Raw genomic sequence first — 23,824 nt, forward strand, 5'->3', positions numbered from 1 at the left:
TGTTCGTCGTTCGATGTCGCGGAGGGACGGGCTTACTTGACGGCGTCGATGCGCTTGATCAGGTCGGCGAAGGGCGCGCCGTACTTGGCGCGCACCGGCGCGGTGGCCTCGTAGAACGGCTTGTTGTCGACGTTGATGAACTCGACGCCGCCGGCCTTGAGCTTGGCGGTGTACTCGGCCACGCTCTTGTCCCACAGCGCACGCTGCTCCATCTGCGCCTCGCGCGAGAATTTTTTGACCAGCGCCTGGTCGGCCGGGGTCAGCTTGTCCCAGGTGATCTTGGACATCACGAAGATCTCGGGAATGATCAGGTGGTTGGTCTGGGTGTAGTACTTGGCGCCGGTCGTGTACTGGTTGGTCGTGAAGTAGGTCGGCGGATTGTTCTCGGCGCCGTCGATCACCCCGGTCTGCAATGCGCTGAACACCTCGGTGTGGCCCATCGAGATGCCGTTGCCGCCCATGGCGTTCATGGTGTCCACGAACAGCGGGTTGCCCATCATGCGGATCTTCTGGCCCTTGAGGTCGTCGGGAGTGCGCACCGGCTTCTTGGTGTAGAGGCTGCGCGAGCCGCTGTCCATCCAGCCGAGCGCCACCAGCCTGGCCGGGCTTGCGGTGATGCGCGCGAGAATCTCGGCACCGATCTCGCCGTCGATCACCTTGCGCATGTGCGCTTCGTCGCGGAACACGAACGGCATGTTGAACACGTTCACGTCAGGCACCACCGGGCCGAGCACGCCCAGCGAGATGCGCGCGATCTGGATCGCACCCACTTGCGTTTGCTCGACGACTTCCTTCTCCGAGCCGAGCACGCCGCCCGGGAACATCTGGATCTTGATGCGGCCGTTGGTCGCGGCCTCGAGTTTCTTGCCCATCGATTCGATGGCCACCACATTGGGGTAGCCCGCGGGATGGACGTCGGACGCCTTGAGCGTCATCTTCTGCGCCGCGGCAAGGCTGGGGGCGCCGAGGCAGGCAAGGGCGGTGGCGGCAACGCAGGCGGCCATCAGGGTTCGGCGAAAGGTCATGGAAAGTCTCCTTGGTTGAAAGGGGGCGTCAGCTGGCGAAAGTGCGGCCCGGAAGGCGCGCGGCTGCTGCTTCTTGTCGGTTATTCATTCATTCGAACGGGCCCTGCGCCGTGAAGGCGCCGCCCTGGTAGATCGCATTGGGATCGGTGGGCGCCACCGGCGGCTGCGACTCGACCTTGTCGCGGAACACCTCGGAGCTGTCCTGCGGCACGAAGCCCAGGTGCGCTGCGGCGCTGTTGTCCCACCAGACGTCGCGGTTGGCCGACATGCCGTAGACCACCGTGTGCTTCACATCGGGCGTGAAGAGCGATTTCTCCATCAGCGTGGTCAGGTCGCGGTAGCTGAGCCAGGTGCTCATCATCCGGCGATTGAGCGGCTCTGGGAACGACGAGCCGATGCGGATGCTGACCGTCTCGATGCCCCAGCGGTCGAAGTAGAACTGCGCCACGTCCTCGCCGAACGACTTCGAGAGGCCGTAGTAGCCGTCGGGCCGGCGGGCAGCGTGCGCATCGAGGTGCTCGGTCTGCTTGTAGAAGCCGATCACGTGGTTGGAGCTTGCGAACACCACGCGCTTCACGCCGTGGCGGCGTGCGGCCTCGTAGATGTGGAACACGCCCTTGATGTTGGCTTCGAGGATCTCCTCGAACGGGCGCTCGACCGAAACCCCGCCGAGGTGCACGATCGCATCGCAGCCCTCGACCAGGGCATGCACCGCAGCCTTGTCCGACAGGTCGCAGGGCACGACCTCCTCGTGCGCGCCTTCGGCCGCCGAGAGCGCCGCGATGTCCGACAGGCGCAGGATGTCGGCATAGGGGCGCAGGCGCTCGCGCAGCACCTTGCCGAGGCCGCCGGCTGCGCCGGTCAACAGCAGCCGATGGAGTGAGGGAGGGGAGGCTTGTTCGGATGTCGACATGTCTTGGGAGCGTGGGGACCGCCTCGAACGGCAAGAAGTGTTGAGTTATCTGTTGTCGTACAACTAAGACCGGATTATTATCGTGACCATGGCCCAGACGACTGCGGGTAATCCCTCAAATCGAGAAACGGCGGCGGAAGCCGCTGCGAGCGGGCCCTTCATGGGCCGGCCGAGGCCGCGCGCGCGGGGCCTTGCGCACGGGCTGGTCGAAGATCTGGGCGAGAAGATTCGCAGCCAGCAGTTGCGCCCCGGCGACAAGCTGCCGACCGAGTCGGCCATCATGCAGTCGTTCGGCGTGAGCCGCACCGTGGTGCGCGAGGCGCTCTCGAAGCTGCAGGCCGCGGGCCTGGTCGAAACCCATCACGGCGTCGGCACCTTCGTGCTGCAGCCGCGCGCGGCGGGCATGTTCCGGCTCGATTCCGCCGACATCGCAACCTCGGTCGACGTGCTCGCCGTGCTCGAGCTGCGCATCAGCCTCGAGACCGAGTCTGCAGGCCTGGCGGCCACGCGGCGCACCGAGGAGCATCTGCTTGCGATGCGCCAGGCGCTCGACGATTTCGAGCGCAACGTGTCGGCGGCAGGGGACACGGTGGCGCCCGATTTCCGCTTCCACCTGCAGATCGCGCAGGCCACGGGCAATCCGTACTTCGCGGACATCATGAGCCACCTCGGCACCACGATCATCCCGCGCACGCGCATCACCGCGATCCGCAACTACGACCGGCGCGGCGAATACCTGAGCCGCGTGAACCGCGAACACGAAGAGATCTATGCCGCCATCGCGCGCCGCGATCCCGAGTCGGCGCGCGCTGCGATGCGCATCCACCTGACCAACAGCCGCGAGCGGCTGCGCCTGGCGCAGGAAGCCGCGCAGAAGGCTGCGGGCGAGGCGCCGGCCACGCCGGCCTGAGGAATTCGCGCGAAAGTCTGGACAACCGTTATCTACAGTTGTACGATGACTGACAACATAACCAGCAGGAGACCCTGAATGAGCTTGAAAAGACGTGACCTGATGCTCGGCGCGCTCGGCGGCGGGATGCTCGCGGCCGGCGGCGTGCAAGCGGCCGATGCCTGGCCTTCCAAACCCATCCGCATCGTGGTGCCGTACCCACCGGGCGGCTCCTCCGACATCATTGCGCGCTCCATCAGCCAACCGCTGTCGGAGGCGCTGGGCCAATCGGTGATCGTCGAGAACAAGCCGGGCGCCAACGGCAACCTCGGTGCCGACTACGTTGCCAAGTCGAGGCCCGATGGCTACACGCTGCTGCTGTGCGACGTCGGCGCACTCGCCATCAGCCCCTCGGTCTACACACGGCTTGCCTTCGATCCCTCGAAGGACCTGCGCGGCGTGACGATGCTGGCCTATTCGCCGCACCTGCTCGTGGTGCATCCATCGGTGCAGGCCAACAGCCTCAAGGAACTCGTGGCGCTGTCGAAGAAGTCGGACATCAACTTCGCCGTCACCGCCACCGGCAGCGCACCGCACCTCGCGGGCGTGGCGCTCGAACGTGCAAGCGGCGCGCGCTGGCAGTACGTGCCCTACAAGGGCGGCGTGCAGGCGGTGCAGGACACCGTGGCAGGCCAGACCCAGGTGCTGATGAACGGCATGCTGGCCACGCTGCCGCATGTGCAGAGCGGCAAGCTCAAGGTGCTCGGCGTCTCCAAGTCGACGCGCATGCCGCTGATCGGCGACGTGCCGACCATCGCGGAGCAGGGCCTGCCCGGCTACGAGTCGGGCACCTGGCAAGGCGTGCGCGTGGCCAAGGGCACGCCCGACGCCATCGTGCAGCGCCTCAACACGGCACTGATCACCGTCATCCGCTCGGCCGAGATCCGCTCGCGGCTCGCGGGGCAGGGTGCCGAGGTCGTGACCATGGCGCCGGCCGAGGAAGAGCAGTTCTTCGCCAAGGAACGCGCGCGCTGGGCCAAGGTCGTGGCAGACGCCGGCATCAAGCTGGACTGATCGCTTTTTTCCCTAACTTACACATTGGTGTTTCGATGAACCCGCAAGAACTCAAGACCATCATGGGCTCCGGCCTGCTCTCGTTTCCGTTGACCGACTTCGACAGCAACGGCGACTTCAACAAGAAGGGCTACGAGCAGCGTCTCGAGTGGCTCGCGCCCTACGGCGCCAGCGCGCTGTTCGCGGCCGGCGGCACGGGTGAGTTCTTCTCGCTCACCGGCGACGAGTACCCCGGCATCATCAAGACCGCGGTCGACACCTGCCGCGGGGTGGTGCCGATCATCGCGGGCGCCGGTGGCCCGACGCGCTTCGCGATCCAATGCGCCCAGGCCGCCGAGAAGGCCGGCGCGCACGGCATCCTGCTGCTGCCGCACTACCTGACCGAAGCCGGCCAGGAAGGCCTGGCGGCGCACGTCGAGGCGGTGTGCAAGAGCGTGAAGTTCGGCGTGATCGTCTACAACCGCGCCTCGAGCCGCCTCAAGCCCGACACGTTGGCCGCGCTGGCCGAGCGCAACCCCAACCTCGTGGGCTTCAAGGACGGCGTGGGCGACATCGAGGCCATGGTCGCGATCTTCCAGAAGATGGGCGACCGCTTCGCCTACCTGGGCGGCCTGCCAACGGCCGAGGTCTATGCCGCAGCCTACAAGGCCATGGGCACGCCGGTGTATTCGTCGGCGGTGTTCAACTTCATTCCGAAAACCGCGATGGACTTCTATCACGCGGTCGCCAACGACGACATGGCCACGCAGCACCGCCTGCTGAAGAACTTCTTCATGCCCTACCTCGAGCTGCGCAACCGCGTGCCGGGTTATGCGGTCAGCATCGTCAAGGCCGGTGCCAAGATCGTCGGCCACGACGCGGGCCCGGTGCGCGCGCCGCTCACCGACCTGAAGCCCGACGAGATGGAACAGCTCAAGGCCCTGATCGACGCGCTCGGGCCGCAGTAAGCGCAAGCCTGGTCAACGCGCTGCCCGCAGCGGATAGACGCCACAAGATGAACCACACGCCAGAATCCCCCTCCCGCAGCACCGCGACGGGCACGCCCGTCGTCACCGCCATGCGCGTGGTGCCCGTCGCGGGCCACGACAGCATGCTCATGAACCTGAGTGGCGCCCATGGCCCGTTCTTCACGCGCAACCTGCTGATCCTGACCGACAGCGCGGGCCGCACCGGCGTCGGCGAAGTCCCCGGCGGCGAGAAGATCCGCCAGACGCTCGAGGACGCGCGCGCCCTCGTCGTCGGGCAGCCGATCGGCAACCACAACGCGATGCTCAATGCGATGCGCCGCGAGTTCGCGGCCCGCGACAGCGGCGGGCGCGGCCAGCAGACCTTCGACCTGCGCGTCACGATCCACGCGGTCACGGCCGTCGAGGCGGCGCTGCTCGACCTTCTGGGCCAGCACCTCGAAGTGCCCGTGGCCGCGCTGCTCGGCGAAGGTCAGCAGCGCGATGCGGTGCAGATGCTCGGCTACCTGTTCTACGTGGGCGATCGCAGCAAGACCGACCTGCCGTACGAAGGCGACCCAGGCGCCGACAACGACTGGTTCCGGCTGCGCCACGAAGAGGCGATGACGCCCGAGGCCATCGTTCGGCTGGCCGAGGCCACGCATGCGCGCTACGGCTTCACCGACTTCAAGCTCAAGGGCGGTGTGCTGCGCGGCGAGGAAGAGGTCGAGGCCATCCGCGCGCTGCACGAGCGCTTTCCCGACGCGCGCGTCACGCTCGATCCGAACGGCGGCTGGCTGCTGGCCGACGCGGTGCGCCTGTGCCGCGACCTGCATGGCGTCATGGCGTATGCCGAAGACCCGTGCGGCGCCGAAGGCGTGTTCTCGGGCCGCGAGGTGATGGCCGAGTTCCGGCGCGCCACCGGCCTGCCGACGGCCACCAACATGGTTGCGACCGACTGGCGCGAGATGGTGCACAGCCTGTCGCTGCAGTCGGTGGACATCCCGCTGGCCGACCCGCACTTCTGGACGATGCAGGGCTCGGTGCGCGTGGCGCAGCTGTGCCAGGCCTGGGGCCTGACATGGGGCTCGCATTCGAACAACCATTTCGACGTGTCGCTCGCGATGTTCACGCACGTGGCGGCCGCCGCGCCCGGCAAGGTCACGGCCATCGACACGCACTGGATCTGGCAGGACGGCCAGCGCCTCACGCGCGATCCGCTCAAGATCGAGGGCGGCCTGGTCAAGGTGCCGATGCGCGGCGGGCTGGGCATCGAGCTCGACATGGCCGAGGTCGAGAAGGCGCACCAGCTGTACCTGAAGCACGGCCTCGGTGCGCGCAACGACGCACAGGCGATGCAATACCTGATTCCCGGATGGACCTTCGACAACAAGAATCCCTGCATGGTCAGGTGAAGGTTTAGCCTTCCATTTCTGTCTTTTCCCTCGACCAGCAAGGACCCCTCATGCAGAACCACGAAAACCTGATCGGCGGCGAATGGCGCGCCGGCACGAGCTACAGCCCCAACCTCAACCCGAGCAACCTGTCCGACGTGCTGGGGCACTACACGCAGGGCGACGCCACGCACGTCGAGGCGGCCGTGGCCGCCGCCACCGCCGCTTTCCCGGCCTGGGCCACAGGCGGCATCCAGGCGCGCTCCGACGCGCTCGACAAGATCGGCAACGAGATCCTTGCGCGCAAGGAAGAGCTCGGCGAGCTGCTCGCGCGCGAAGAGGGCAAGACGCGCGCCGAAGGCATCGGTGAAGCCGCGCGCGCGGGCTACATCTTCAAGTTCTTTGCCGGCGAGTGCCTGCGCCTCGCGGGCGAGCTCGTGCCCTCGGTGCGCCCGAACATCGGTGTCGAGATCACGCGCGAGCCGGTCGGCGTGGTCGGCCTGATCACGCCTTGGAACTTTCCGATCGCCATTCCGGCCTGGAAGATCGCGCCTGCGCTCGCGTTCGGCAACTGCGTGGTCTTCAAGCCCGCCGACCTCGTGCCGGGCTGCGCCTGGGCGCTGGCCGAGATCATCAGCCGCTCGGGCATTCCCGCGGGCGTGTTCAACCTCGTGATGGGGCGCGGCAGCGTGATCGGCAATGCGCTCGTCGACCACCCGGGCGTGCATGCGATCAGCTTCACCGGCTCGGTCGGCGTGGGCCGCAACATCGCGGTGCAGTGCGCCACCAACGGCAAGAAGGTGCAGCTCGAGATGGGCGGCAAGAACCCGCAGGTGGTGCTCGACGACGCCGACCTCGCGCAGGCCGTCGAGCTCAGCGTGCAGAGCGCCTTCTATTCCACCGGCCAGCGCTGCACCGCGTCGAGCCGACTGATCGTGACCGAAGGCATCTACCCCAAGTTCATCGAGGCGATGAAGGCGCGCATGGCGAAGATCAAGGTCGGCGATGCGCTCGCGCAAGGCACCGACGTCGGTCCGGTGTCGTCGAAGTCGCAGCTCGACCAGGACATGGAATACATCGCCATCGGCAAGGGCGAGGGCGCCACGCTCGCGGCCGGAGGCGAGCTGCTGAAGCTCGAGACCGACGGCTACTACATGTCGCCGGCGCTGTTCAGCGAGTCGGCCGCGGCCATGCGCATCAACAAGGAAGAGATCTTCGGCCCGGTCGCGAGCGTGATCCGCGTGAAGAACTACGACGAGGCGCTGGCCACGGCCAACGACACCGAGTTCGGTCTCTCGGCCGGCATCGCGACCACCTCGCTGAAGTACGCCACGCACTTCAAGCGCCACAGTCAGGCCGGCATGGTGATGGTGAACCTGCCGACCGCGGGCGTGGACTACCACGTGCCGTTCGGCGGCCGCAAGGGCTCGAGCTATGGTCCGCGCGAGCAGGGCCGCTATGCGCAGGAGTTCTTCACCACCGTGAAGACGGCCTACACGCTCGCCTGAGGCTGCCGGCCCGGGCTGCCGCCGGTGCGCCCCATCGCGCGCCGCAGCCCGAGCGCCAGCAGCACGCCGGCCACGCCCGCCACGGCCACGATGGCCGCCGCCGCGGGCCAGCCGCGCGCATCAACCGCGCCGCCGACCACCACCGGGCCGATCATCTGGCCCAGGTTGCTGCCGAGCATCAGCAGGCCCATTGCCATCGGCGCCAGGCGCAGGCTCGGCGCCACCAGCGGCGAGGTGCCGATCAGCGTGGCCGGGAGCAGCCCGCCCGCGCCAGAGAACACCAGGCACAGCGCAAACGCTGGCAGCGCATCGAGCAGCGGCAGGAAGATGCCGATGGCCGCGAGCCCCATCACCGCGCTGGCCGAGGCCGCCAGCAGCCAGCGCGGCGCGCCGCGCTTCAGCAGCATGCCGGCCGCGAGATTGCCTGCCACGTTGGCGCAGCAGGCCACCGCGCTCAGCGCGCCGGCCGCGGCCGTGTCCACGCCCATGCGCTCGATCAGCAGCACCGGCAGGAAGCTGAAGAGCGCGAAGAACTGCAGGCTGTAGACCACGAACGCGGCGGCGATCAATGCCGGCGCACCGGCACGCAGCGTCGCGGCCGCATCGCGGCCCATGCTGCGCCATGACGCCGACGCGCCACCGCTGAGGGCGCCGCGCGGAACGAAGGACAGCACCAACAGCGCGACCACGGCCGCGAGCGCGGCATTGCCGAGCCAGAAGCCGCGCCACCCGTCGAGCAGTGCGCCGCTGAAAAGCGCGAGCGCGATCCCGGCCGGCATGAAGCAGCTCCAGATCGCGAAGGCCAGGTCCTGGCCGCTGGGCGCGACCATGCGCTGCAGCACCGAAGGACCGGCGATGGTGATCAGCACGAAGCCCAGCCCCTCGACCACGCGCCCCGCGAGCAGCACTGCCACGCTGTGCGACAGCGCGCCCGCCGTGCTGCCCGCGGTGATCGCGAGCAGGCCCGCGAGCACCAGGCGCCGGTCGCCGGCGCGCTCGACCCACGCGCCCACCGGCACCGCACCGAGCACGCCCAGCAGCGAGAACATCGCCATGAGCCAGCCGACCATCGTCAGGTCGAGGCCGAAGTCGGTGCGCAACTGCGGCACCGCGATGGCGACCTTGCCGACCTGGAGCGATGCGACCACGCCGGCGGCGACGACCAGCGCGACACCGGGCCAGTGCGTCATCGCGTGCGTGGGGGAGGGTGCGAGCGGGTTGCGCATGCCGCCACTTTGGGCCGAACGGCGCATGAATGAAAGCGAATAATATCGGCCAACTCGATCGACTGGAGAGATCATGCTGGACGCCCTCACATTGAGCCAGATGCAGATGTTCGCGGCGGTGGCCGACACCGGAAGCTTTCGCGCGGGCGCGGCCCGGCTGCACCGTGTGCAGTCGGCCGTGAGTCATGCGATCGCCAGCCTCGAGGCGCAACTGCAGGTGCGGCTGTTCGACCGCTCAGGGCACAAGCCGGTGCTCACGCCCACGGGCACAGCGCTGCTCGGCGACGTGCGGGTGATCCTGTCGAAGGTCGAGGCCTTGCATACGCGGGCGCAGGGCGTCGCGCAAGGCATCGAGCTCGGCCTTTCGCTGGCGGTGGACACGCTGTTTCCGCCAGCGCTCGTGGCGAGCGCCATCCGCGGCATGCATGCGCGCTATCCGGGCATTGCAGTGCGTGTGGCCTACAGCTCGGTGGGCGGCACCATCGATGCGTTGAACACCGGCCGCTGCGATCTCGCGATCGCGGCCTTCGGTCATGCCGACGCGAAGATCGACCGCGAATTCCTGATGCAGCTCCACACCGTCGCCGTGGCTGCGCCTTCGCATGCGCTCGCGGCCCGTGCCGCCGAGCGCGGCGCCGCGGGCCTGGATGCCGCGGCGGCGGAGCATGTGCAGATCGTGGTCGAAGACCCGAGCACGCTGAGCGAGGGCTACGACATCGACGTGCTCTCGCCCGCGACCTGGCGCGTGAGCGACATGAACATCAAGCTCGCGCTGCTGCGCGAGGGCCTGGGCTGGGGAAAGATGCCGTCATGGATGGTGGCCGGCGACCTTGCGGCGGGCACGCTCGTGCAGCTGCCGATGCGCCGCATCGGTCCGGCCGGCAGGGCGCAGCAGCCGTGCTACTTCTGCCACCGCGCCGACAAGCCACTCGGCGCGGGTGCCGCGCTGCTGCGCGCGTGCTTCATGGCGCAGGCGAAGGCAGCGGGGGAGCCCGGCGCCGGCGGCGCATCAGCATCTCGATCAGCTCGAAAAGCGCCTCGCTCAAAAGCGCCAGCGCCGCCGCCGGCAGCGCGCCCGCGACGAGCAACTCGCGGTCGTTGAGCGCCAGGCCGGTGACGATGCGTTCGCCGAATCCGCCCGCGCCGATGAAGGCCGCGATGGTCGCGGTGCCGATCGCGATGGCCGTGGCGGTGCGCACGCCCGCCAGCAGCGTGGGCAGCGCGAGCGGCAACAGCACCAGCCGCAGGTTCTGCCGCGGCGTCATGCCCAAGGCCGTGCCTGCGAGCCGCAGGCCGTCCGGCACTTCGGCCAGCCCGGCCGCGGTGTTGCGCATGATCGGCAGCAGCGAATAGAGCGTGAGCGCAATCAGCGCGGGCAGCGCGCCGATCGCGCCGAGCATCGAGATCAGCACCGCCAGCAGCGCGAGCGAGGGTACGGTCTGCAGCAGGCCCGCCAGGCCGAGCACCAATGCACGCAGTCGCACATGCGCGAACACCGAGATCGCGAGCGGCACGCCGATCAGGATCGCCACGCCCACCGACACCAGCACCAGCAGCAGGTGCTGGCGTGCAAGCGGCCAGAGGTCGGGGCCGAACAGCTTGGCGACGAAGCCGCGCCGCAGTTCCGAGGCCGGCGCCTGGGCGTTCGTGCCCTTCGCGGCCAGGAAGTCGCGCGCAATCGCATCGAAGGGCACGCTTTGCAGCTCGGCGCGTGCGTTCATGGCGATCATCGCGTGTTCGTCGATGCGGCCTTCGAGCGCCTGCAGCGCGGCCCAGGCGCGCGGCAGCCGCGACGGCAGGTCGAGCCGGTAGAGCAGCACCGCGTCGTAGCGCGGGAAGTAGCGCTTGTCGTCCTCGAGCACGCGCAGGCCGAGGTGGTCGATCTTGGCATCGGTGGTGTAGATGTCGATCGCATCGATCTGCTTCGCGGCAATCGCGTCGTAGGCCAGGCCGTGGTCGAGGCCGGTCGGCGTCTGCGTGAAGCCGTAGCGCGCGGCCAGGCCTTTCCATCCGTCGGCGCGGCCGATGAACTCGTTCGACAGGCCGAGCTTGAGCGACGGATGCCGTGCGAGGTCGCTCAGCGTGCGCAGCCCGAGGCGCTCGGCATCGGCGGCGCGCACGGCGAGCGCATAGCCGTCGTTGAAGCCGAGCGGCACGGCCACGCCAAGGCCAAGCGGCGCGAGCGCCGCGTTCATTTCGTCGCGTGTCGCTGCCGGCGCACCCTTGAGGATCTCGAGCGCGATGGTGCCGGTGTATTCGGCATAGACGTCGATCGCGCCCGAACGCAGGGCTTCGTAGACGATGGCCGTGTTGCCCAGGCCCTGGCGCACCACGGGCGGCGACGCCGTGTGCGGCGCGGCCTTCTGCGCGATCAGCTCGGCCAGGATGTACGACTCGGTGAAGCGCTTGGAGCCCACGCGCAGCGACCCGGCGTCTTGCGCGGAAACCGCCAGGAGCGGCCAGATCAGCGTGAACAGAAGGATGGCGCGCAACAGGATGCGGCTTGGGCGTTGCATCGCGGGCAGTGTATCGACAGACCCGCAGGCCCGCCAATCTCCTACACCGCGTGGTGATCCGGCGCCCATGCGCTGCGGCGCGAGGCGAAGCATCATTAACAAATGAAAACTTCATCTGCGGCATCGGCCGAACCTCTACCCGCTGCCGACGTGCACGGCCTGCGCGAACTGCCCGGCGTCCGCGTCGAAGGCTACAGCCTGCAGTTGCGCGACAAGGACGGCTTCGTCGGCGACCAGGCGAGCCAGACGGCCTTCCGCGAACTGCTCGAACGCTGGCGCAAGCGCCGCCGCAAGAACGGCAAGGACCCACTCGGCAAGCTGCACTCGCGCGACATGAGCAAGAAGACGCTCGACCGCGTGCTCCGGGCGAAGAAGGGCTCGGAGGCCGGCGACGTCGTGGAGGGGGTGATCGAGGAGTTCACCGAAGAACTCGCCGAGGTGGTTCAGCGGTTCCTGCGGCAGCCCTCTTGGCAGAAGGTGGAGCGCATCGTCATCGGCGGCGGCTTCCCCGAAAGCGACGTCGGCGAGCGCGCGGTGCTGCAGACCGCAGCCATCCTTGAGGAGATCGGTCTGCACGTGCAGCTCGGCCGGCTGTCGCACAACGTGGACGACGGCGGGTTGATCGGCTGGGTGCACCTCGCGCCGCAGGCCATGCTGCGCCGCTACGACGCCCTGCTCGCGGTCGACATCGGGGGCACCAACGTGCGCTGCGGCATCGTGAAGACACGCTGGCAGAAAGCCCACGACTTCTCGCGCGCGGGCGTGGTGCGGCGCGAAAAATGGCGCCATGCCGACGAGGCCCCGAGCCGCAGCCTCATGGTCGAGCGCATCTCGGACATGCTGATGGACATGGTGCGCTACAGCGAGCGCAACAAGATCCGCCTCGCGCCGTTCGTGGGCATCGGCTGCCCTGGGCTGATCCGTCCCGACGGTTCGATCGCGCGCGGCGCGCAGAACCTGCCGGGCGACTGGGAGAGCCATGCGTTCCACCTGCCGACCGCCGTATGGCGCCGCATGCTCGCGCTGGGGTCGGACCCGATGCTGGTGCTGATGCACAACGACGCGGTGGTGCAGGGCCTGAGCGAGCTGCCTTTCATGCGCGACGTGAAGCACTGGGGTGTGTTGACCATCGGCACGGGCCTCGGCAACGTGAGCTTCACCAACACCGACGCGAAAGGCAGCGGGGTGTCCGTCAAAGCTGGAAAGCCACGGTGAGCAGCAGCCCCTCGGCCACGTCACGCACGAGGCCGGGGCGGCGCGCGCGGTAGGCCTCGCCGGCCGAGGCCGTGGTCTCGATCCATTCGGCGAGCCAGTCGATCTCGCGCGGGCCGTAGAACACCACGGCGGCTTCGTGGTTGAGCAGCAGGCTGCGCAGGTCGAGGTTGATCGAGCCGCAGAGGGCAAGGTCGTCGTCGACCACCACCGCCTTGGCATGAACCATGAACGGCAGCATTCGAAAGCTCGCGCCGGCTCGCGCGAGGTCGCGCATGGCGCGGGCGCGCACGAAGTCGGCGAGGCGATGGTTCGAGCGAGCGGGCATCGCGATGGTCACCTGCACGCCGCGCCGGGCCGCGAGCCGCAGCGCATCGCGCAGGCCGTCGCCGGGCACGAAATAGGGCGTCACGGCAAGCACGCGGTGCTCGGCGCGAAAGCACGCATCGATCAGCAGTGCATGCGCGGTGTCCTCGGTCTGGTCGGGGCCGCTCGGCAGGAACTGGGCCAGCGCGCCGCCCGCGCCTTCTTCGATCTCGTCGGCGGCGATGGCGCGTGCCTTGCGTCCGCGCACCGAGCGCCAGTCGTGGTCGAACTGGCGTGCCGCGGCGGCGGCCACGCTGCCGCGCAGGTCGAACGATAGGTCACGCCAGGCTTCGGGAAACTTGTCGCTGCCCGTGAAGTACTCGCCTGCGAGGTTGCGCCCGCCCGACCAGAGCCAGCCGTCGTCGGCGATGGTGAACTTGCGGTGGTTGCGCAGGTTGCGCGGTCCGAGGCGGCGCAGGCTGAAGAAGGGGCGGAACACCGCGACCTCGCCGCCGGCCTCGCGCAGGACGTCGAAGTGGCGGCGCGGCAGCGTCAGCGCGCCGAAGCCGTCGAGCAGCACGCGCACCCGGATGCCTTCGCGCGCGCGCGCGGCCAGTCGATCGATGACCGCTCGGCCCATCGCGTCGTCGCCGATGAGGAAGGTGCACACGTCGACGCGCTGGCGCGCGCCGTCGATCACCTGCCAGAGCGCCTCGCGCGCGGCCTCGCCGTCGGCATGGAAGCGCACCGCGCAGCGCCCCGGCGGCGCGAGGCCGAAGCTCTCGATGAGGTCGGCGGCCCAATGCCCGCGCGGCGCCGAGCGCGGCGGGCGCGGCGAGCCCGCGGGGCGCAGCTTGCGCTGGCCGAACAGCAGGTACATCGGCAGGATCAGGTAGGGCATGAGCACCAGCCCCATGACCCATGCGATGGCGGTGGTCGGCGCGCGCTGTTCGCGGCGCGCGCGCGTGGTCAGTATGTAGACCAGCAGTGCGACGGTGACCGCGAGGAAGTGCTGTGACGCGGAGGGCAGCCAGTCGAGTGACGGAGTCGGCATGGCGCGATGATGCCCGAGGGCGCGCGCGCCGCGCCGATCAACCTTGCCAGAAAGAGGCCGTCTCGCGCCCCTCGGACACCAGGAACCGCATCATCGGATCGACCACCGCGCGCACCGCGGGCCGCTCGCCGACGCGGCTGCGCCAGGCCAGCAGGCGCGGCGTGTCGCCGGTCATGCGCGCGCCCTTGCGGTCGGCGAAGATGCAGGCCATGTAGAACGCGATGTCGGCGAAAGAGTACGGCCCGGCCAGGTGGTCGCGCCCGGCCAGCAGGGCTTCCATCTCGCCGTAGTAGCGCGCGCAGGCGGCGCAGGCCGCGACCGCCGCCGCGCCCTGCATGTCATGCTGCAGGACGAAAAGCTTGAACACGTTCGGACAGAAGACCTCGTCCGACTTGTGCTCGAGCTGCCGCGCCCGGGCCCGCTCGGCGATGCCGCGGGGCCAAAGGGCGGTGTCGGGATACCGGTCTTCGAGGTACTCGAAGATCTGTGTCGAGTCGAACAGCGCGACCTCGTCGTCGACGAGCACCGGCACCTGCTGCTTGACTGGGTTGACGCGCAGCACCTCGGGATGCTTCGGCTCGTAGGCGTCGTCCTTGGTGAACGGCACCATCACGAGCTCGAAGGGAATGCCTTTTTCGAGCGCGGCGATCTGCACCTTCGCGCCGAACAGGCTGAGGGGGCCGGAGTAGAGGGTGGTTGCCATGCCGCGACTTCAACAGAAATGCGCAGTCAGGTCGAGCCCCAGACCTCTTCGGCGGTCTCGACCACGAGGCGCAGCTTGGCGCGCTGCGCTTCCACGGCGATGTTGTTGCCGTGCACCGTGCTCGAGAAGCCGCATTGCGGCGACAGCGCGAGCTGCTCGAGCGGCGCGTACTTGGCGGCGTCCTCGATGCGGCGCTTGAGCTCGTCCTTGTCCTCCATCTCGCCGAACTTGGTGGTCACGAGGCCCAGCACCACGGTCTTGCCCTTGGGCAGGAAGCGCAGCGGCTTGAAGTCGCCCGAGCGGGCGTCGTCGTATTCCATGAAGTAGGCGTCGAGGTCCATCTCCTTCAGCAGTGCCTCGGCGACCGGCTCGTAGTTGCCGGCGGCCGCGTGCGTGCTCTTGAAGTTGCCGCGGCACAGGTGCATGGCCAGCAGCATGCCCGGCGGCTTCTGCGCCACCACCTTGTTGATGAAGGCGGCATAGCGGTGCGGCAGTTCGTTCGGATCGTCGCCGCGCTTGCGGGCCGCTTCGCGCATGTGCTCGTCGCAGAGGTAGGCCAGGTTGGTGTCGTCCATCTGCACGTAGGTGCAGCCGGCCGCGGCCAGCGAGCGCAGTTCGTCGCCATAGGCCTTCGCCACGTCGTCGTAGAAGGTGGGATCGAGCTCGGGATATGCCTCCTTGCTGATGCCCGCGCGGCCGCCGCGGAAGTGCAGCATGGTCGGCGAAGGGATGGTCACCTTCGGCGTGCGGCCGGCCGACACCTGGCTCTTCAGGTACTGGAAGTCGGCGAGCTGGATGTCCTTGACGTGGCGCACTTTGTCGATCACGCGCATCGCGGGCGGCGCGAGCTCCTCGGTGCCGTCGGGCTTGCGGATCGTCACCGGGATGTCGGTCTTCACGCCGCCGAGCTGGTCGAGGAAGTCGATGTGGAAGTAGGTGCGGCGGAACTCGCCGTCGGTGATGCTCTTGAGGCCGATGTCCTCCTGGAACTTCACGATCTCGGTGATGGCCTTGTCTTCGACCTTGCGCAGTTCCTCGGGCGTGATTTCGCCCTTGGCGTTCTGCTCGCGCGCTTCGAGCAGGTAGCGGGGGCGCAGGAAGCTGCCGACGTGGTCGTAGCGGGCGGGCAGGGTGGCGTGCTGGGACATGGGGTTCTCCGTCGTGGCTGAAAAACGAATCACATCCTATCGCCTGGAGAAATAATTGTTCTGTATACAGTTAGATAGGGAATTACCCTTGAATAGGCGCAAAAGCGCTGGAAATTTCTGCTGTTCTGTATACATTGGGTATCCATGAACACGCCCACCGCTGCCTTCCCCCTGAACGCTTGGTATGCCGCCGCCTACGACGTCGAGGTGCGCCACGCGCTGCTCTCGCGCACGGTCTGCAATGAGAAGATCGTGCTGTTCCGCCGCACCGACGGCCAGGTCGCCGCGCTCGAGGACGCCTGCTGGCACCGGCTGATGCCGCTGTCGATGGGCCGGCTCGAAGGCGACGAACTGGTCTGCGGCTACCACGGCCTGGTCTACAACAGCCAGGGCCGCTGCACCCACATGCCGAGCCAGGAGACCCTGAACCCTTCGGCCTGCGTGCGCAGCTTCCCGGTGGTCGAGAAGCACCGCTTCGTCTGGATCTGGCCCGGCGACCCGGCCAAGGCCGACCCGGCGCTGGTGCCCGACATGCACTGGAACGACGATCCGGCCTGGGCCGGCGACGGCAAGATGATCCGCGTGGCCTGCGACTACCGGCTGGTGGTCGACAACCTCATGGACCTCACGCACGAAACCTTCGTGCACGGCTCCTCGATTGGCAACCGCGAAGTGGCCGAGGCGCCGTTCGTGGCGACGCACGGCGACCGCTCCGCCACGGTCACGCGATGGATGGAAAACATCGAGGCGCCGCCTTTCTGGGGCGGCCAGATCCGCCACGCGCGCGGCTACGCAGGCAAGGTCGACCGCTGGCAGATCATTCGCTTCGAGGCGCCCTGCACGGTCAACATCGACGTCGGCGTGGCCGAGGCCGGTAGCGGTGCGGTGCCGAAGGACGGGCAGCCCGGCGACCGCAGCAAGGGCGTGAACGGCTACGTGCTCAACACCATCACGCCCGAGACCGACAAGACCTGCCTCTACTTCTGGGCCTTCGCGCGCAACTACTGCCTTGGCGAGCAGCGGCTCACGCACGAACTGCGCGAAGGCGTGGCCGGTATCTTCCGCGAGGACGAGATCGTCCTCGAGGCGCAGCAGAAGGCCATCGACGCGCGCCCCGGGCACCAGTTCTACAACCTCAACATCGACGCCGGCTCGATGTGGGCCCGCCGGCTCATCGACCGCATGGTCGAGAGGGAGCGGCCCGCGCGCGCGGCGATCCCGATTCGCCCGGTCGACGAACGGAAGGCGGCATGAAGGTCGCGGCCATCGCGCCGGTCGCCGAACCCGGCGACACCGGCAGCTCGCAGGCGGTGAAGGCGCAGCTGCGGCTGCGCGAGATGATCCTCGCGGGCGAGCTGCCCGGTGGCGCGCGCATCGCCGAGGTGGCGGTCGCCGAGCAGCTCGGCGTGTCGCGCACGCCGGTGCGCAGCGCGCTCATGCGGCTCGAGCAGGAAGGGCTGCTCGAGGCGCTGCCCAACGGCGGCTATGCGGTGCGCACGTTTTCCGAGCGCGACGTGGCCGACGCCATCGAACTGCGTGGCACGCTCGAAGGGCTGGTCGCGCGGCTCGCGGCCGAACGCGGCGCGGCGCCCGTGGTGCTGCGCGAGGCGCAAGCCTGCCTCGACCGCATCGACGAACTGCTGCGCGAGCCGGCGCTCGACGACGCGGCCTTCTCGCGCTACGTGACGCACAACGAGAAATTTCATGCGCTTCTCTGCGAGATGGCCGCGAGCCCGGTGATCGCACAGCAGCTCGACCGCGTGGTCAACCTGCCGTTCGCATCGCCCTCGGGCTTCGTGATCGTGCAGGCCAATTCGCCCGCCGCGCGAGACATGCTCGTGATCGCGCAGGACCAGCACCGGCAGGTGCTCGACGCGATCGAGGCCGGCGAGGGCTCGCGTGCCGAGGCCCTGATGCGCGAGCACAGCCGCATCGCGCGGCGCAACCTGCGCGAGGCGCTGCACGGCACGCATGGCGCGGCGCAGCGCCCGCTGCCGGGCGTGCAGCTGATCCGCCGGCGCGGCTGACCGGCCGTTCCTTCTATTTCTTTCCTGTGGGTGTTCTTTCCCGATGAAAAGCGATCTTCAATGGATGCAGGCGCAGGTGGTGGCGCTGCGCGACATCACGCCGACCGTGCGCGAGTTCGAACTGCGGCCCGAGACCGGCGCGGCCGGCACCTGGGAGCCGGGTGCGCACCTGCAGGTGCAGGTGATGACGGCGCAGGGCCGGCTGCAGACCCGGTCCTATTCGCTCGTGGGAGGGGGTGGGGCCGGCGGCGACAGCTGGCGCATCGCCGTCAAGCGGCTCGACGACGGCCGCGGCGGTTCGCTCGCGATGTGGCGCCTGGCCGTGGGCGACCGGCTGCAGGTGGGCACGCCGCAGAACCACTTTCCGCTCGACACCCGCGCAAGCGGCTACCTGCTCGTGGCGGGCGGCATCGGCATCACGCCGCTGGTGCTGATGGCCGAGCGGCTGGCGGCGCTGGCGCGCAGCGGCGGCGTGCCCTTGACGATGCTCTACGGCGCGCGGCATGCGGGCGAGTTCGCGTACGGCGACCGGCTGCGCGAGGCGCTCGGCGACGCGCTGGTGCTGCACGAAGGCGCTTCGCCGATCGACTTTGCGGGCGCCGTCGCCGCGCTGCCGGCCGGCGGACAGCTCTACACCTGCGGCCCGGTGCCGATGCTCGAAGCCGTGAAGCGCGCCTGGCAGGCGGCGGGCCGCGCCCCGGCCGACCTGCGCTTCGAGACCTTCGGCAGCAGCGGCCGGCTGGCCGCGCAGGCCTTCGAGGTGCGTCTGCCGCGGCACGACCTGGCGATCACCGTGCCGCCCGACCGCACGCTGCTCGAGGCGCTCGAAGCGGCCGGCGTCGAGACGCTCTCGGATTGCAAGCGCGGCGAGTGCGGCCTGTGCGCCATGGACGTGCTGGCGGTCGACGGCGAGATCGACCACCGCGACGTGTTTTTGAGCGAGCACGAGAAGCAGGCCACGACGCGGATCTGCGCCTGCGTCTCGCGGGCGGTCGGCACGGTGACGCTCGACTCGTCGTACCGGCCGGACTGCTGAGCCGGCCGTTGCGCGATGATCGCGCAGCTGGTTTGTTCATCGCGCACAAACCAGCTTGCTGCGCGGGGCCTAGGTAAATGCCTGCCCCGCGTTCTGTTGCAAAGTGCACAAAATAGCGCGATTTCGCCATCTCGTCTCTCGAAGGAAACCCATGCAAAGACGCCACATCCTCCAGACCGCGGCCCTGACGGCGCTCGCCTTTTCCATGTCGCTCGCGAGCGCGCAGGGCAACACCTTCAAGATCGGGCTGATCCTGCCCATGACCGGGCAGCAGGCCTCGACCGGCCGCCAGATCGAGGCGGCGGCGCGGCTCTACATGGCGCAGCATGGCGACACCGTCGCGGGCAAGAAGATCGAGCTCATCGTCAAGGACGACGTGGCCACGCCCGACGTGACCAAGCGCCTGGCTCAGGAACTCATCGTCAACGACAAGGTGAGCGTGATCGCGGGCTTCGGCGTCACGCCGGCCGCGCTCGCGGCCGCGCCGCTCGCCACCCAGTCGAAGACGCCGCAGGTGGTGATGGCCGCCGCCACGTCGAGCATCACCGAAGCGTCGCCGTACGTCGTGCGCACGAGCTTCACGCTGCCGCAGGTGTCGGTCGCGATGGGCGACTGGGCGCCGAAGAACGGCGTGAAGACCGTGGTCACGCTGGTGGCCGACTACGGCCCCGGCAACGACGCCGAGAAATTCTTCACCGAGCGCTTCCAGCTCAACGGCGGCAAGGTGATCGAGAAGCTGCGCGTGCCGCTGCGCAACCCCGACTTCGCGCCGTTCCTGCAGAAGGTGCGCGACGCCAAGCCCGATGCGCTGTTCGTCTTCGTGCCCTCGGGCGCGGGCGCGGCCGTGATGAAGCAGTTCCTCGAGCGCGGCATGGACAAGGCCGGCATCCGCATGATCGCCACCGGCGACGTGACCGACGACGACCAGCTCAACGACATGGGCGACGGCGCGCTCGGCGTGGTCACCTCGCACCACTATTCGGCGGCGCATCCCTCGGCGCTGAACAAGAAGTTCGTCGAGGCCTTCCAGAAGGCGAACCCGAAGATGCGCCCCAACTTCATGGCCGTGGGCGGCTATGACGGCATGCGCGTGATCTACGAGGCGCTCAAGGCCACCAAGGGCCAGGGCGGCGGCGAGGCGCTGCTCGCGGCCATGAAGGGCCAGACCTTCGAAAGCCCGCGCGGGCCGGTGTACATCGATGCGCAGACGCGCGACATCGTGCAGGACGTCTACCTGCGCAAGGTCGAGAAGAAGGACGGGCAGCTCTACAACGTCGAGTTCGACGTGATCAAGGGCGTGAAGGACCCCGGCAAAGCCAAGTAAATACCGGGCGGGCAGCTCGGCTGCCCGCCTCCGGCGACTGCATCCATGCTCACCATTCTTTTCGACGGCATTGCCTACGGCATGCTGCTCTTCGTGCTGGCCGTCGGGCTCGCCGTGACGCTCGGGTTGATGAACTTCATCAACCTCGCGCACGGGGCCTTCGCCATGGCCGGCGGCTATCTCACCGTGTATGCGATGCAGAAGCTCGGCCTGCCGTTCCTGGCCTGCCTGCCGCTGGCGTTCGTCGCGACGGCGCTCATGGGCGCGCTGCTCGAACGCACGCTCTACCGGCCGATGTACGGCAAGCCGCACCTCGACCAGGTGCTGTTCTCGATCGGCCTGGCCTTCATGGCGGTGGCAGGCGTCGACTATTTCGTCGGCTCGTCGCAGCAGAACCTGCAGCTGCCCGAATGGCTGCGCGGGCGCACCGAGATCGGCGACGGTGCGCTGCTGCTCGGCATGGGGCACTACCGCATCTTCATCATCGCGGTGTGCGCGGTGCTCACCGTGGTGCTGCAGCTCATCCTCTCGAAGACCCGCTTCGGCAGCCGGCTGCGCGCGGCGGTCGACGATCCGCGCGTGGCGGCGGGTCTCGGCATCAACGTGAACGTGGTGTTCCTGCTGACCTTCGCGGTCGGCTCGGGGCTCGCGGGGCTCGGCGGCGCGCTCGGCGCCGAGATCCTCGGGCTCGACCCGACCTTTCCGCTCAAGTACATGATCTATTTCCTGATCGTGGTGTCGGTCGGCGGCACCTCGTCGATCACCGGCCCGCTCGCGGCCGCGCTGCTGCTCGGCATCGCCGACGTGGCGGGCAAGTACTTCATTCCGAAGATGGGGGCCTTCACGGTCTACCTGCTGATGATCCTGATCCTGATGTGGCGGCCGCAGGGCCTCTTCACGCGCAAGGGAGGCAATCAATGAGCGTCCCCCCAGTCTTCGCACACTTCGTGTCGCTTCGCCAACCCCCCTGCGGGGGGGCAACACCAGCGGCCCGGCAAAGCCGGTTCCGCGGTGTTCCTCGCACGGTTCGGAGAGTGAAATGAGCGCTCGCCATTCTGTTGCGGATGGCCAGCTGGCCTTGCTGCGCAAGGCGCGCTGGCGCCCGCTGGAGTTCGTGGTCTGGGCCGCGGCGTTCGCGCTGCCGCTGGCCATGCCTTCGCATTCGCTGCTGGTCAACGAGATCGTGATCGTCGCGCTGTTCGCGATGTCGCTCGACCTGATCCTGGGCTACACCGGCATCGTCTCGCTGGGGCATGCGGCGTTCTTCGGCTTCGGCGCCTATGCCGCGGCGCTGTTCGCCAAGCTCGTGATGCCCGACCCGATCGTGGGACTGTTGTTCGCCGTCGTGCTGTCGGCTGCGCTCGGCCTCGCGGCCAGCGTGACGATCCTGCGCGGCAGCGACCTCACGCGGCTGATGGTCACGCTCGGCACGGCGCTGCTGCTGCTCGAACTGGCCAACAAGCTCGACTGGCTGACCGGCGGCGCCGACGGCCTGCAGGGCGTGGTCATGGGGCCGGTGCTGGGCCGCTTCGAATTCGACCTCTATGGCCGCACGGCCGCGTGGTATTCGCTGTCGGTGATGCTGCTGCTGTTCCTCGTGATGCGCAGGCTCGTGCATTCGCCGTTCGGCGCCACGCTGAAGGCGATCCGCGACAACCGGCTGCGCGCCATGGCGATCGGCATTCCGGTGGTGTCGCGGCTCGCTGTGATCTACACCGTGGCCGCGGGCATTGCCGGCGCCGCGGGCGCGCTGCTGGCGCAGACCACCGGCTTCGCCTCGCTCGACGTGCTGGCCTTCGACCGCTCGGCCGACGTGCTGCTGATGCTCGTGATCGGCGGCGTGGGCTGGCTCTACGGCGGCGTGGCGGGCGCGATCGTCTTCAAGCTGCTGCAGACCTGGCTGTCGAACGTCACGCCGCAGTACTGGATGTTCTGGATCGGCCTGATCCTGGTGCTGCTGGTGCTGGTGGGTCGCGACCGGCTGCTGAAGCCTTGGGCCTGGCTCGGTGCCGGCCGGAATAAATCCAAGAAGGAGGGCGCCAAGGCATGACCGACACGGTGCTTTCCACAGAAGGGCTCGTGATGCGCTTCGGCGGCATCACGGCCACCAACAACGTCACCATGGAACTCCGGCGCGGTGCGCGCCATGCGCTCATCGGCCCCAACGGTGCCGGCAAGACCACGCTCATCAACCTGCTGACCGGCGTGCTGGTGCCGACCGAAGGCCGCATCTCGCTGCTCGGCGAGGACATCACTTCGCTCGCGCCGCACAAGCGCGTGGCGCGCGGGCTGGTGCGCACCTTCCAGATCAACCAGCTGTTCGACTCGATGACGCCGCTCGAGACGCTCGCGCTCGTGGTGTCGCAGCACCGGGGCCTGGGCGCGGGCTGGTGGCGTCCGCTGGGCGCCGACAAGGCCGTGACCGCGCGGGCGTCGCAGCTGCTCGAACAGTTCCGCCTGGCCGAGGTGGCCGGACAGCAGGTGAAGCACCTGGCCTATGGCAAGCGCCGGCTGCTCGAGATCGCGATCGCGCTCGCCTGCGAGCCGCGCGTGCTGTTGCTCGACGAGCCGGTGGCGGGCGTGCCCGCGGGCGAGCGCGAGGAACTGCTGCAGACCGTGGCCAACCTGCCCGCCGACGTGTCGGTGCTCCTGATCGAACACGACATGGACCTGGTGTTCAGCTTTGCCGACCGCATGACGGTGCTCGTCAACGGCACGCTGCTGACCGAGGGCGATCCCGAGACCATCGCCAACGACCCGAAGGTGAAGGAGGTCTACCTGGGCCACGGCACGGGCGCGGAGGCTGCGCATGTCTGAGCTGCTGTTGCGCATCGAGAACCTCAGCGCCGGCTACGGCGAGGCCGTGGTGCTGCACGACGTGGCGTTTGCGCTCGGCGAGGGCCAGACGCTGGCGCTGCTGGGCCGCAACGGCACCGGCAAGACCACGCTGATCAACACGCTCGCGGGCGCCACGCGCCAGCACGGCGGCGCGATCATGCTGGGCACGCAGGCGCTGCACAGGCTGGCGCCGCACCAGCGCGCGGCGGCCGGCATCGGCTGGGTGCCGCAGGAGCGCAACATCTTCAAGTCGCTCACCGTGCACGAGAACCTCACGGCGGTGCAGCGAGCCGGCCAATGGACGCCGCAGCGGGTCTACGAGATGTTCCCGCGCCTGGCCGAACGCAAGGGCAATCTCGGCACGCAGCTGTCGGGCGGCGAGCAGCAGATGCTCGCGGTGGCGCGTGCGCTGGTCCTCAACCCGCGGCTGCTGCTGCTCGACGAGCCGCTCGAGGGCCTGGCGCCGATCATCGTCGAGGAGCTGTTGCGCGCCATTCGCCGCATCACGCAGGACGAAGGGCTGGCCGCGATCATCGTCGAGCAGCATCCGCAAGCGATCCTCGCGATTTCCGATCAGGCCGTGGTGCTCGACCACGGCACCATCGTCCACAGCGACAGTGCCGCGGCGCTGCGCGGACAGCCGCAGGTGCTCGAACGACTGCTGGGTGTGGCGCGGTAGCGCCGCGG

General features: G+C 68.7%; 21 protein-coding genes and 1 pseudogene. 15 read left to right on the forward strand and 7 right to left on the reverse strand.

Features of this window, described 5'->3' with window-relative positions:
- Nucleotides 1–32: 32 nt before the first annotated feature.
- Both AC3A6J_RS10655 and AC3A6J_RS10660 read right to left on the reverse strand, forming a co-directional pair.
- Nucleotides 33–1,025 carry a TRAP transporter substrate-binding protein gene (locus tag AC3A6J_RS10655; RefSeq protein WP_487859898.1) on the reverse strand — a complete coding sequence of 331 codons (993 nt, stop codon included), beginning with the start codon at nucleotides 1,023–1,025 and terminating at the stop codon, nucleotides 33–35.
- Nucleotides 1,026–1,113: 88 nt separating this feature from the next.
- Nucleotides 1,114–1,938, reverse strand: a complete 825-nt coding sequence (locus AC3A6J_RS10660; RefSeq protein WP_487859899.1) for an NAD-dependent epimerase/dehydratase family protein — start codon at nucleotides 1,936–1,938, stop codon at nucleotides 1,114–1,116.
- A gap of 88 nt (nucleotides 1,939–2,026) precedes the next feature.
- Here AC3A6J_RS10660 and AC3A6J_RS10665 point away from each other — a divergent pair, with 88 nt between their 5' ends.
- From AC3A6J_RS10665 to AC3A6J_RS10685, 5 genes are all read left to right on the forward strand, one after another.
- Nucleotides 2,027–2,848 carry a FadR/GntR family transcriptional regulator gene (locus AC3A6J_RS10665; RefSeq protein WP_487859900.1) on the forward strand — a complete coding sequence of 274 codons (822 nt, stop codon included), beginning with the start codon at nucleotides 2,027–2,029 and terminating at the stop codon, nucleotides 2,846–2,848.
- Nucleotides 2,849–2,926: 78 nt separating this feature from the next.
- Nucleotides 2,927–3,901: a Bug family tripartite tricarboxylate transporter substrate binding protein gene (locus AC3A6J_RS10670; RefSeq protein ID WP_487859901.1), complete on the forward strand. Its 975-nt coding sequence runs from the start codon at nucleotides 2,927–2,929 to the stop codon at nucleotides 3,899–3,901.
- Nucleotides 3,902–3,936: 35 nt separating this feature from the next.
- Entirely contained in the window at nucleotides 3,937–4,848 is a 912-nt protein-coding gene (gene kdgD / locus AC3A6J_RS10675; RefSeq protein ID WP_487859902.1) for a 5-dehydro-4-deoxyglucarate dehydratase, read from the forward strand.
- A gap of 47 nt (nucleotides 4,849–4,895) precedes the next feature.
- A complete protein-coding gene (gudD, locus tag AC3A6J_RS10680) occupies nucleotides 4,896–6,260 on the forward strand; it encodes a glucarate dehydratase (protein WP_487859903.1) in 1,365 nt (454 codons plus the stop codon).
- A 50-nt stretch (nucleotides 6,261–6,310) separates the two neighbouring features.
- The gene (locus AC3A6J_RS10685) at nucleotides 6,311–7,747 is read left to right on the forward strand and encodes an aldehyde dehydrogenase family protein (protein WP_487859904.1); all 1,437 of its coding nucleotides are present in this window, start codon (nucleotides 6,311–6,313) and stop codon (nucleotides 7,745–7,747) included.
- Here the strand turns inward: AC3A6J_RS10685 and AC3A6J_RS10690 are convergent.
- The gene (locus tag AC3A6J_RS10690; protein ID WP_487859905.1) at nucleotides 7,732–8,973 is read right to left on the reverse strand and encodes an MFS transporter; all 1,242 of its coding nucleotides are present in this window, start codon (nucleotides 8,971–8,973) and stop codon (nucleotides 7,732–7,734) included. The genes AC3A6J_RS10685 and AC3A6J_RS10690 overlap by 16 nt on opposite strands.
- Before the next feature lie 100 nt (nucleotides 8,974–9,073).
- Between AC3A6J_RS10690 and AC3A6J_RS10695 the strand changes: the two are divergent.
- Nucleotides 9,074–9,886, forward strand: a pseudogene (locus AC3A6J_RS10695) (LysR family transcriptional regulator); the annotation flags it as partial.
- A gap of 49 nt (nucleotides 9,887–9,935) precedes the next feature.
- On the opposite strand, the gene AC3A6J_RS10700 reads toward AC3A6J_RS10695, so the two are convergent.
- Nucleotides 9,936–11,489, reverse strand: coding sequence for an ABC transporter permease/substrate-binding protein (locus AC3A6J_RS10700; protein ID WP_487859906.1), 1,554 nt, complete (start codon nucleotides 11,487–11,489; stop codon nucleotides 9,936–9,938).
- 102 nt (nucleotides 11,490–11,591) lie between these two features.
- Between AC3A6J_RS10700 and AC3A6J_RS10705 the strand changes: the two genes are divergently transcribed.
- Nucleotides 11,592–12,704, forward strand: coding sequence for an ROK family protein (locus AC3A6J_RS10705; protein WP_487859907.1), 1,113 nt, complete (start codon nucleotides 11,592–11,594; stop codon nucleotides 12,702–12,704).
- On the opposite strand, the gene AC3A6J_RS10710 is transcribed toward AC3A6J_RS10705, so the two are convergent.
- From AC3A6J_RS10710 to AC3A6J_RS10720, 3 genes are read right to left on the reverse strand one after another with little or no spacing between them, the layout of a single operon-like run.
- Nucleotides 12,682–14,061, reverse strand: a complete 1,380-nt coding sequence (locus tag AC3A6J_RS10710; RefSeq protein ID WP_487859908.1) for a phospholipase D-like domain-containing protein — start codon at nucleotides 14,059–14,061, stop codon at nucleotides 12,682–12,684. The two genes, AC3A6J_RS10705 and AC3A6J_RS10710, sit on opposite strands and share 23 nt — an antisense overlap.
- A 37-nt stretch (nucleotides 14,062–14,098) precedes the next feature.
- On the reverse strand, nucleotides 14,099–14,764 hold the full coding sequence (locus AC3A6J_RS10715; RefSeq protein ID WP_487859909.1) for a glutathione S-transferase family protein: 666 nt from the start codon (nucleotides 14,762–14,764) through the stop codon (nucleotides 14,099–14,101).
- Nucleotides 14,765–14,790: 26 nt separating this feature from the next.
- Nucleotides 14,791–15,912, reverse strand: a complete 1,122-nt coding sequence (locus AC3A6J_RS10720; protein ID WP_487859910.1) for a 5-methyltetrahydropteroyltriglutamate--homocysteine S-methyltransferase — start codon at nucleotides 15,910–15,912, stop codon at nucleotides 14,791–14,793.
- Nucleotides 15,913–16,056: 144 nt separating this feature from the next.
- On the opposite strand from AC3A6J_RS10720, the gene AC3A6J_RS10725 reads away from it, so the two are divergent.
- The 8 genes from AC3A6J_RS10725 to AC3A6J_RS10760 all read left to right on the forward strand — a co-directional run bounded on the left by AC3A6J_RS10725 (nucleotide 16,057) and on the right by AC3A6J_RS10760 (nucleotide 23,816).
- Nucleotides 16,057–17,166 (forward strand): aromatic ring-hydroxylating dioxygenase subunit alpha, encoded by a 1,110-nt coding sequence (locus tag AC3A6J_RS10725; RefSeq protein WP_487859911.1) that lies wholly within the window; start codon nucleotides 16,057–16,059, stop codon nucleotides 17,164–17,166.
- Nucleotides 17,163–17,939 (forward strand): GntR family transcriptional regulator, encoded by a 777-nt coding sequence (locus AC3A6J_RS10730; RefSeq protein ID WP_487859912.1) that lies wholly within the window; start codon nucleotides 17,163–17,165, stop codon nucleotides 17,937–17,939. Before AC3A6J_RS10725 ends, AC3A6J_RS10730 begins: the two co-directional genes overlap by 4 nt.
- Nucleotides 17,940–17,982: 43 nt before the next feature.
- Nucleotides 17,983–18,975, forward strand: coding sequence for a PDR/VanB family oxidoreductase (locus tag AC3A6J_RS10735; RefSeq protein ID WP_487859913.1), 993 nt, complete (start codon nucleotides 17,983–17,985; stop codon nucleotides 18,973–18,975).
- A 151-nt stretch (nucleotides 18,976–19,126) separates the two neighbouring features.
- Entirely contained in the window at nucleotides 19,127–20,299 is a 1,173-nt protein-coding gene (locus AC3A6J_RS10740) for an ABC transporter substrate-binding protein (RefSeq protein WP_487859914.1), read from the forward strand.
- A gap of 45 nt (nucleotides 20,300–20,344) precedes the next feature.
- Nucleotides 20,345–21,220, forward strand: coding sequence for a branched-chain amino acid ABC transporter permease (locus tag AC3A6J_RS10745; RefSeq protein ID WP_487859915.1), 876 nt, complete (start codon nucleotides 20,345–20,347; stop codon nucleotides 21,218–21,220).
- A 118-nt stretch (nucleotides 21,221–21,338) separates the two neighbouring features.
- A complete protein-coding gene (locus tag AC3A6J_RS10750; protein WP_487859916.1) occupies nucleotides 21,339–22,349 on the forward strand; it encodes a branched-chain amino acid ABC transporter permease in 1,011 nt (336 codons plus the stop codon).
- A complete protein-coding gene (locus tag AC3A6J_RS10755) occupies nucleotides 22,346–23,116 on the forward strand; it encodes an ABC transporter ATP-binding protein (RefSeq protein ID WP_487859917.1) in 771 nt (256 codons plus the stop codon). The genes AC3A6J_RS10750 and AC3A6J_RS10755 overlap by 4 nt, the downstream gene beginning before the upstream one ends.
- On the forward strand, nucleotides 23,109–23,816 hold the full coding sequence (locus AC3A6J_RS10760) for an ABC transporter ATP-binding protein (protein ID WP_487859918.1): 708 nt from the start codon (nucleotides 23,109–23,111) through the stop codon (nucleotides 23,814–23,816). The genes AC3A6J_RS10755 and AC3A6J_RS10760 overlap by 8 nt, the downstream gene beginning before the upstream one ends.
- The last annotated feature ends 8 nt before the right edge of the window (nucleotides 23,817–23,824 follow it).

Source organism: Variovorax sp. Soil_C_39 (assembly GCF_057656815.1).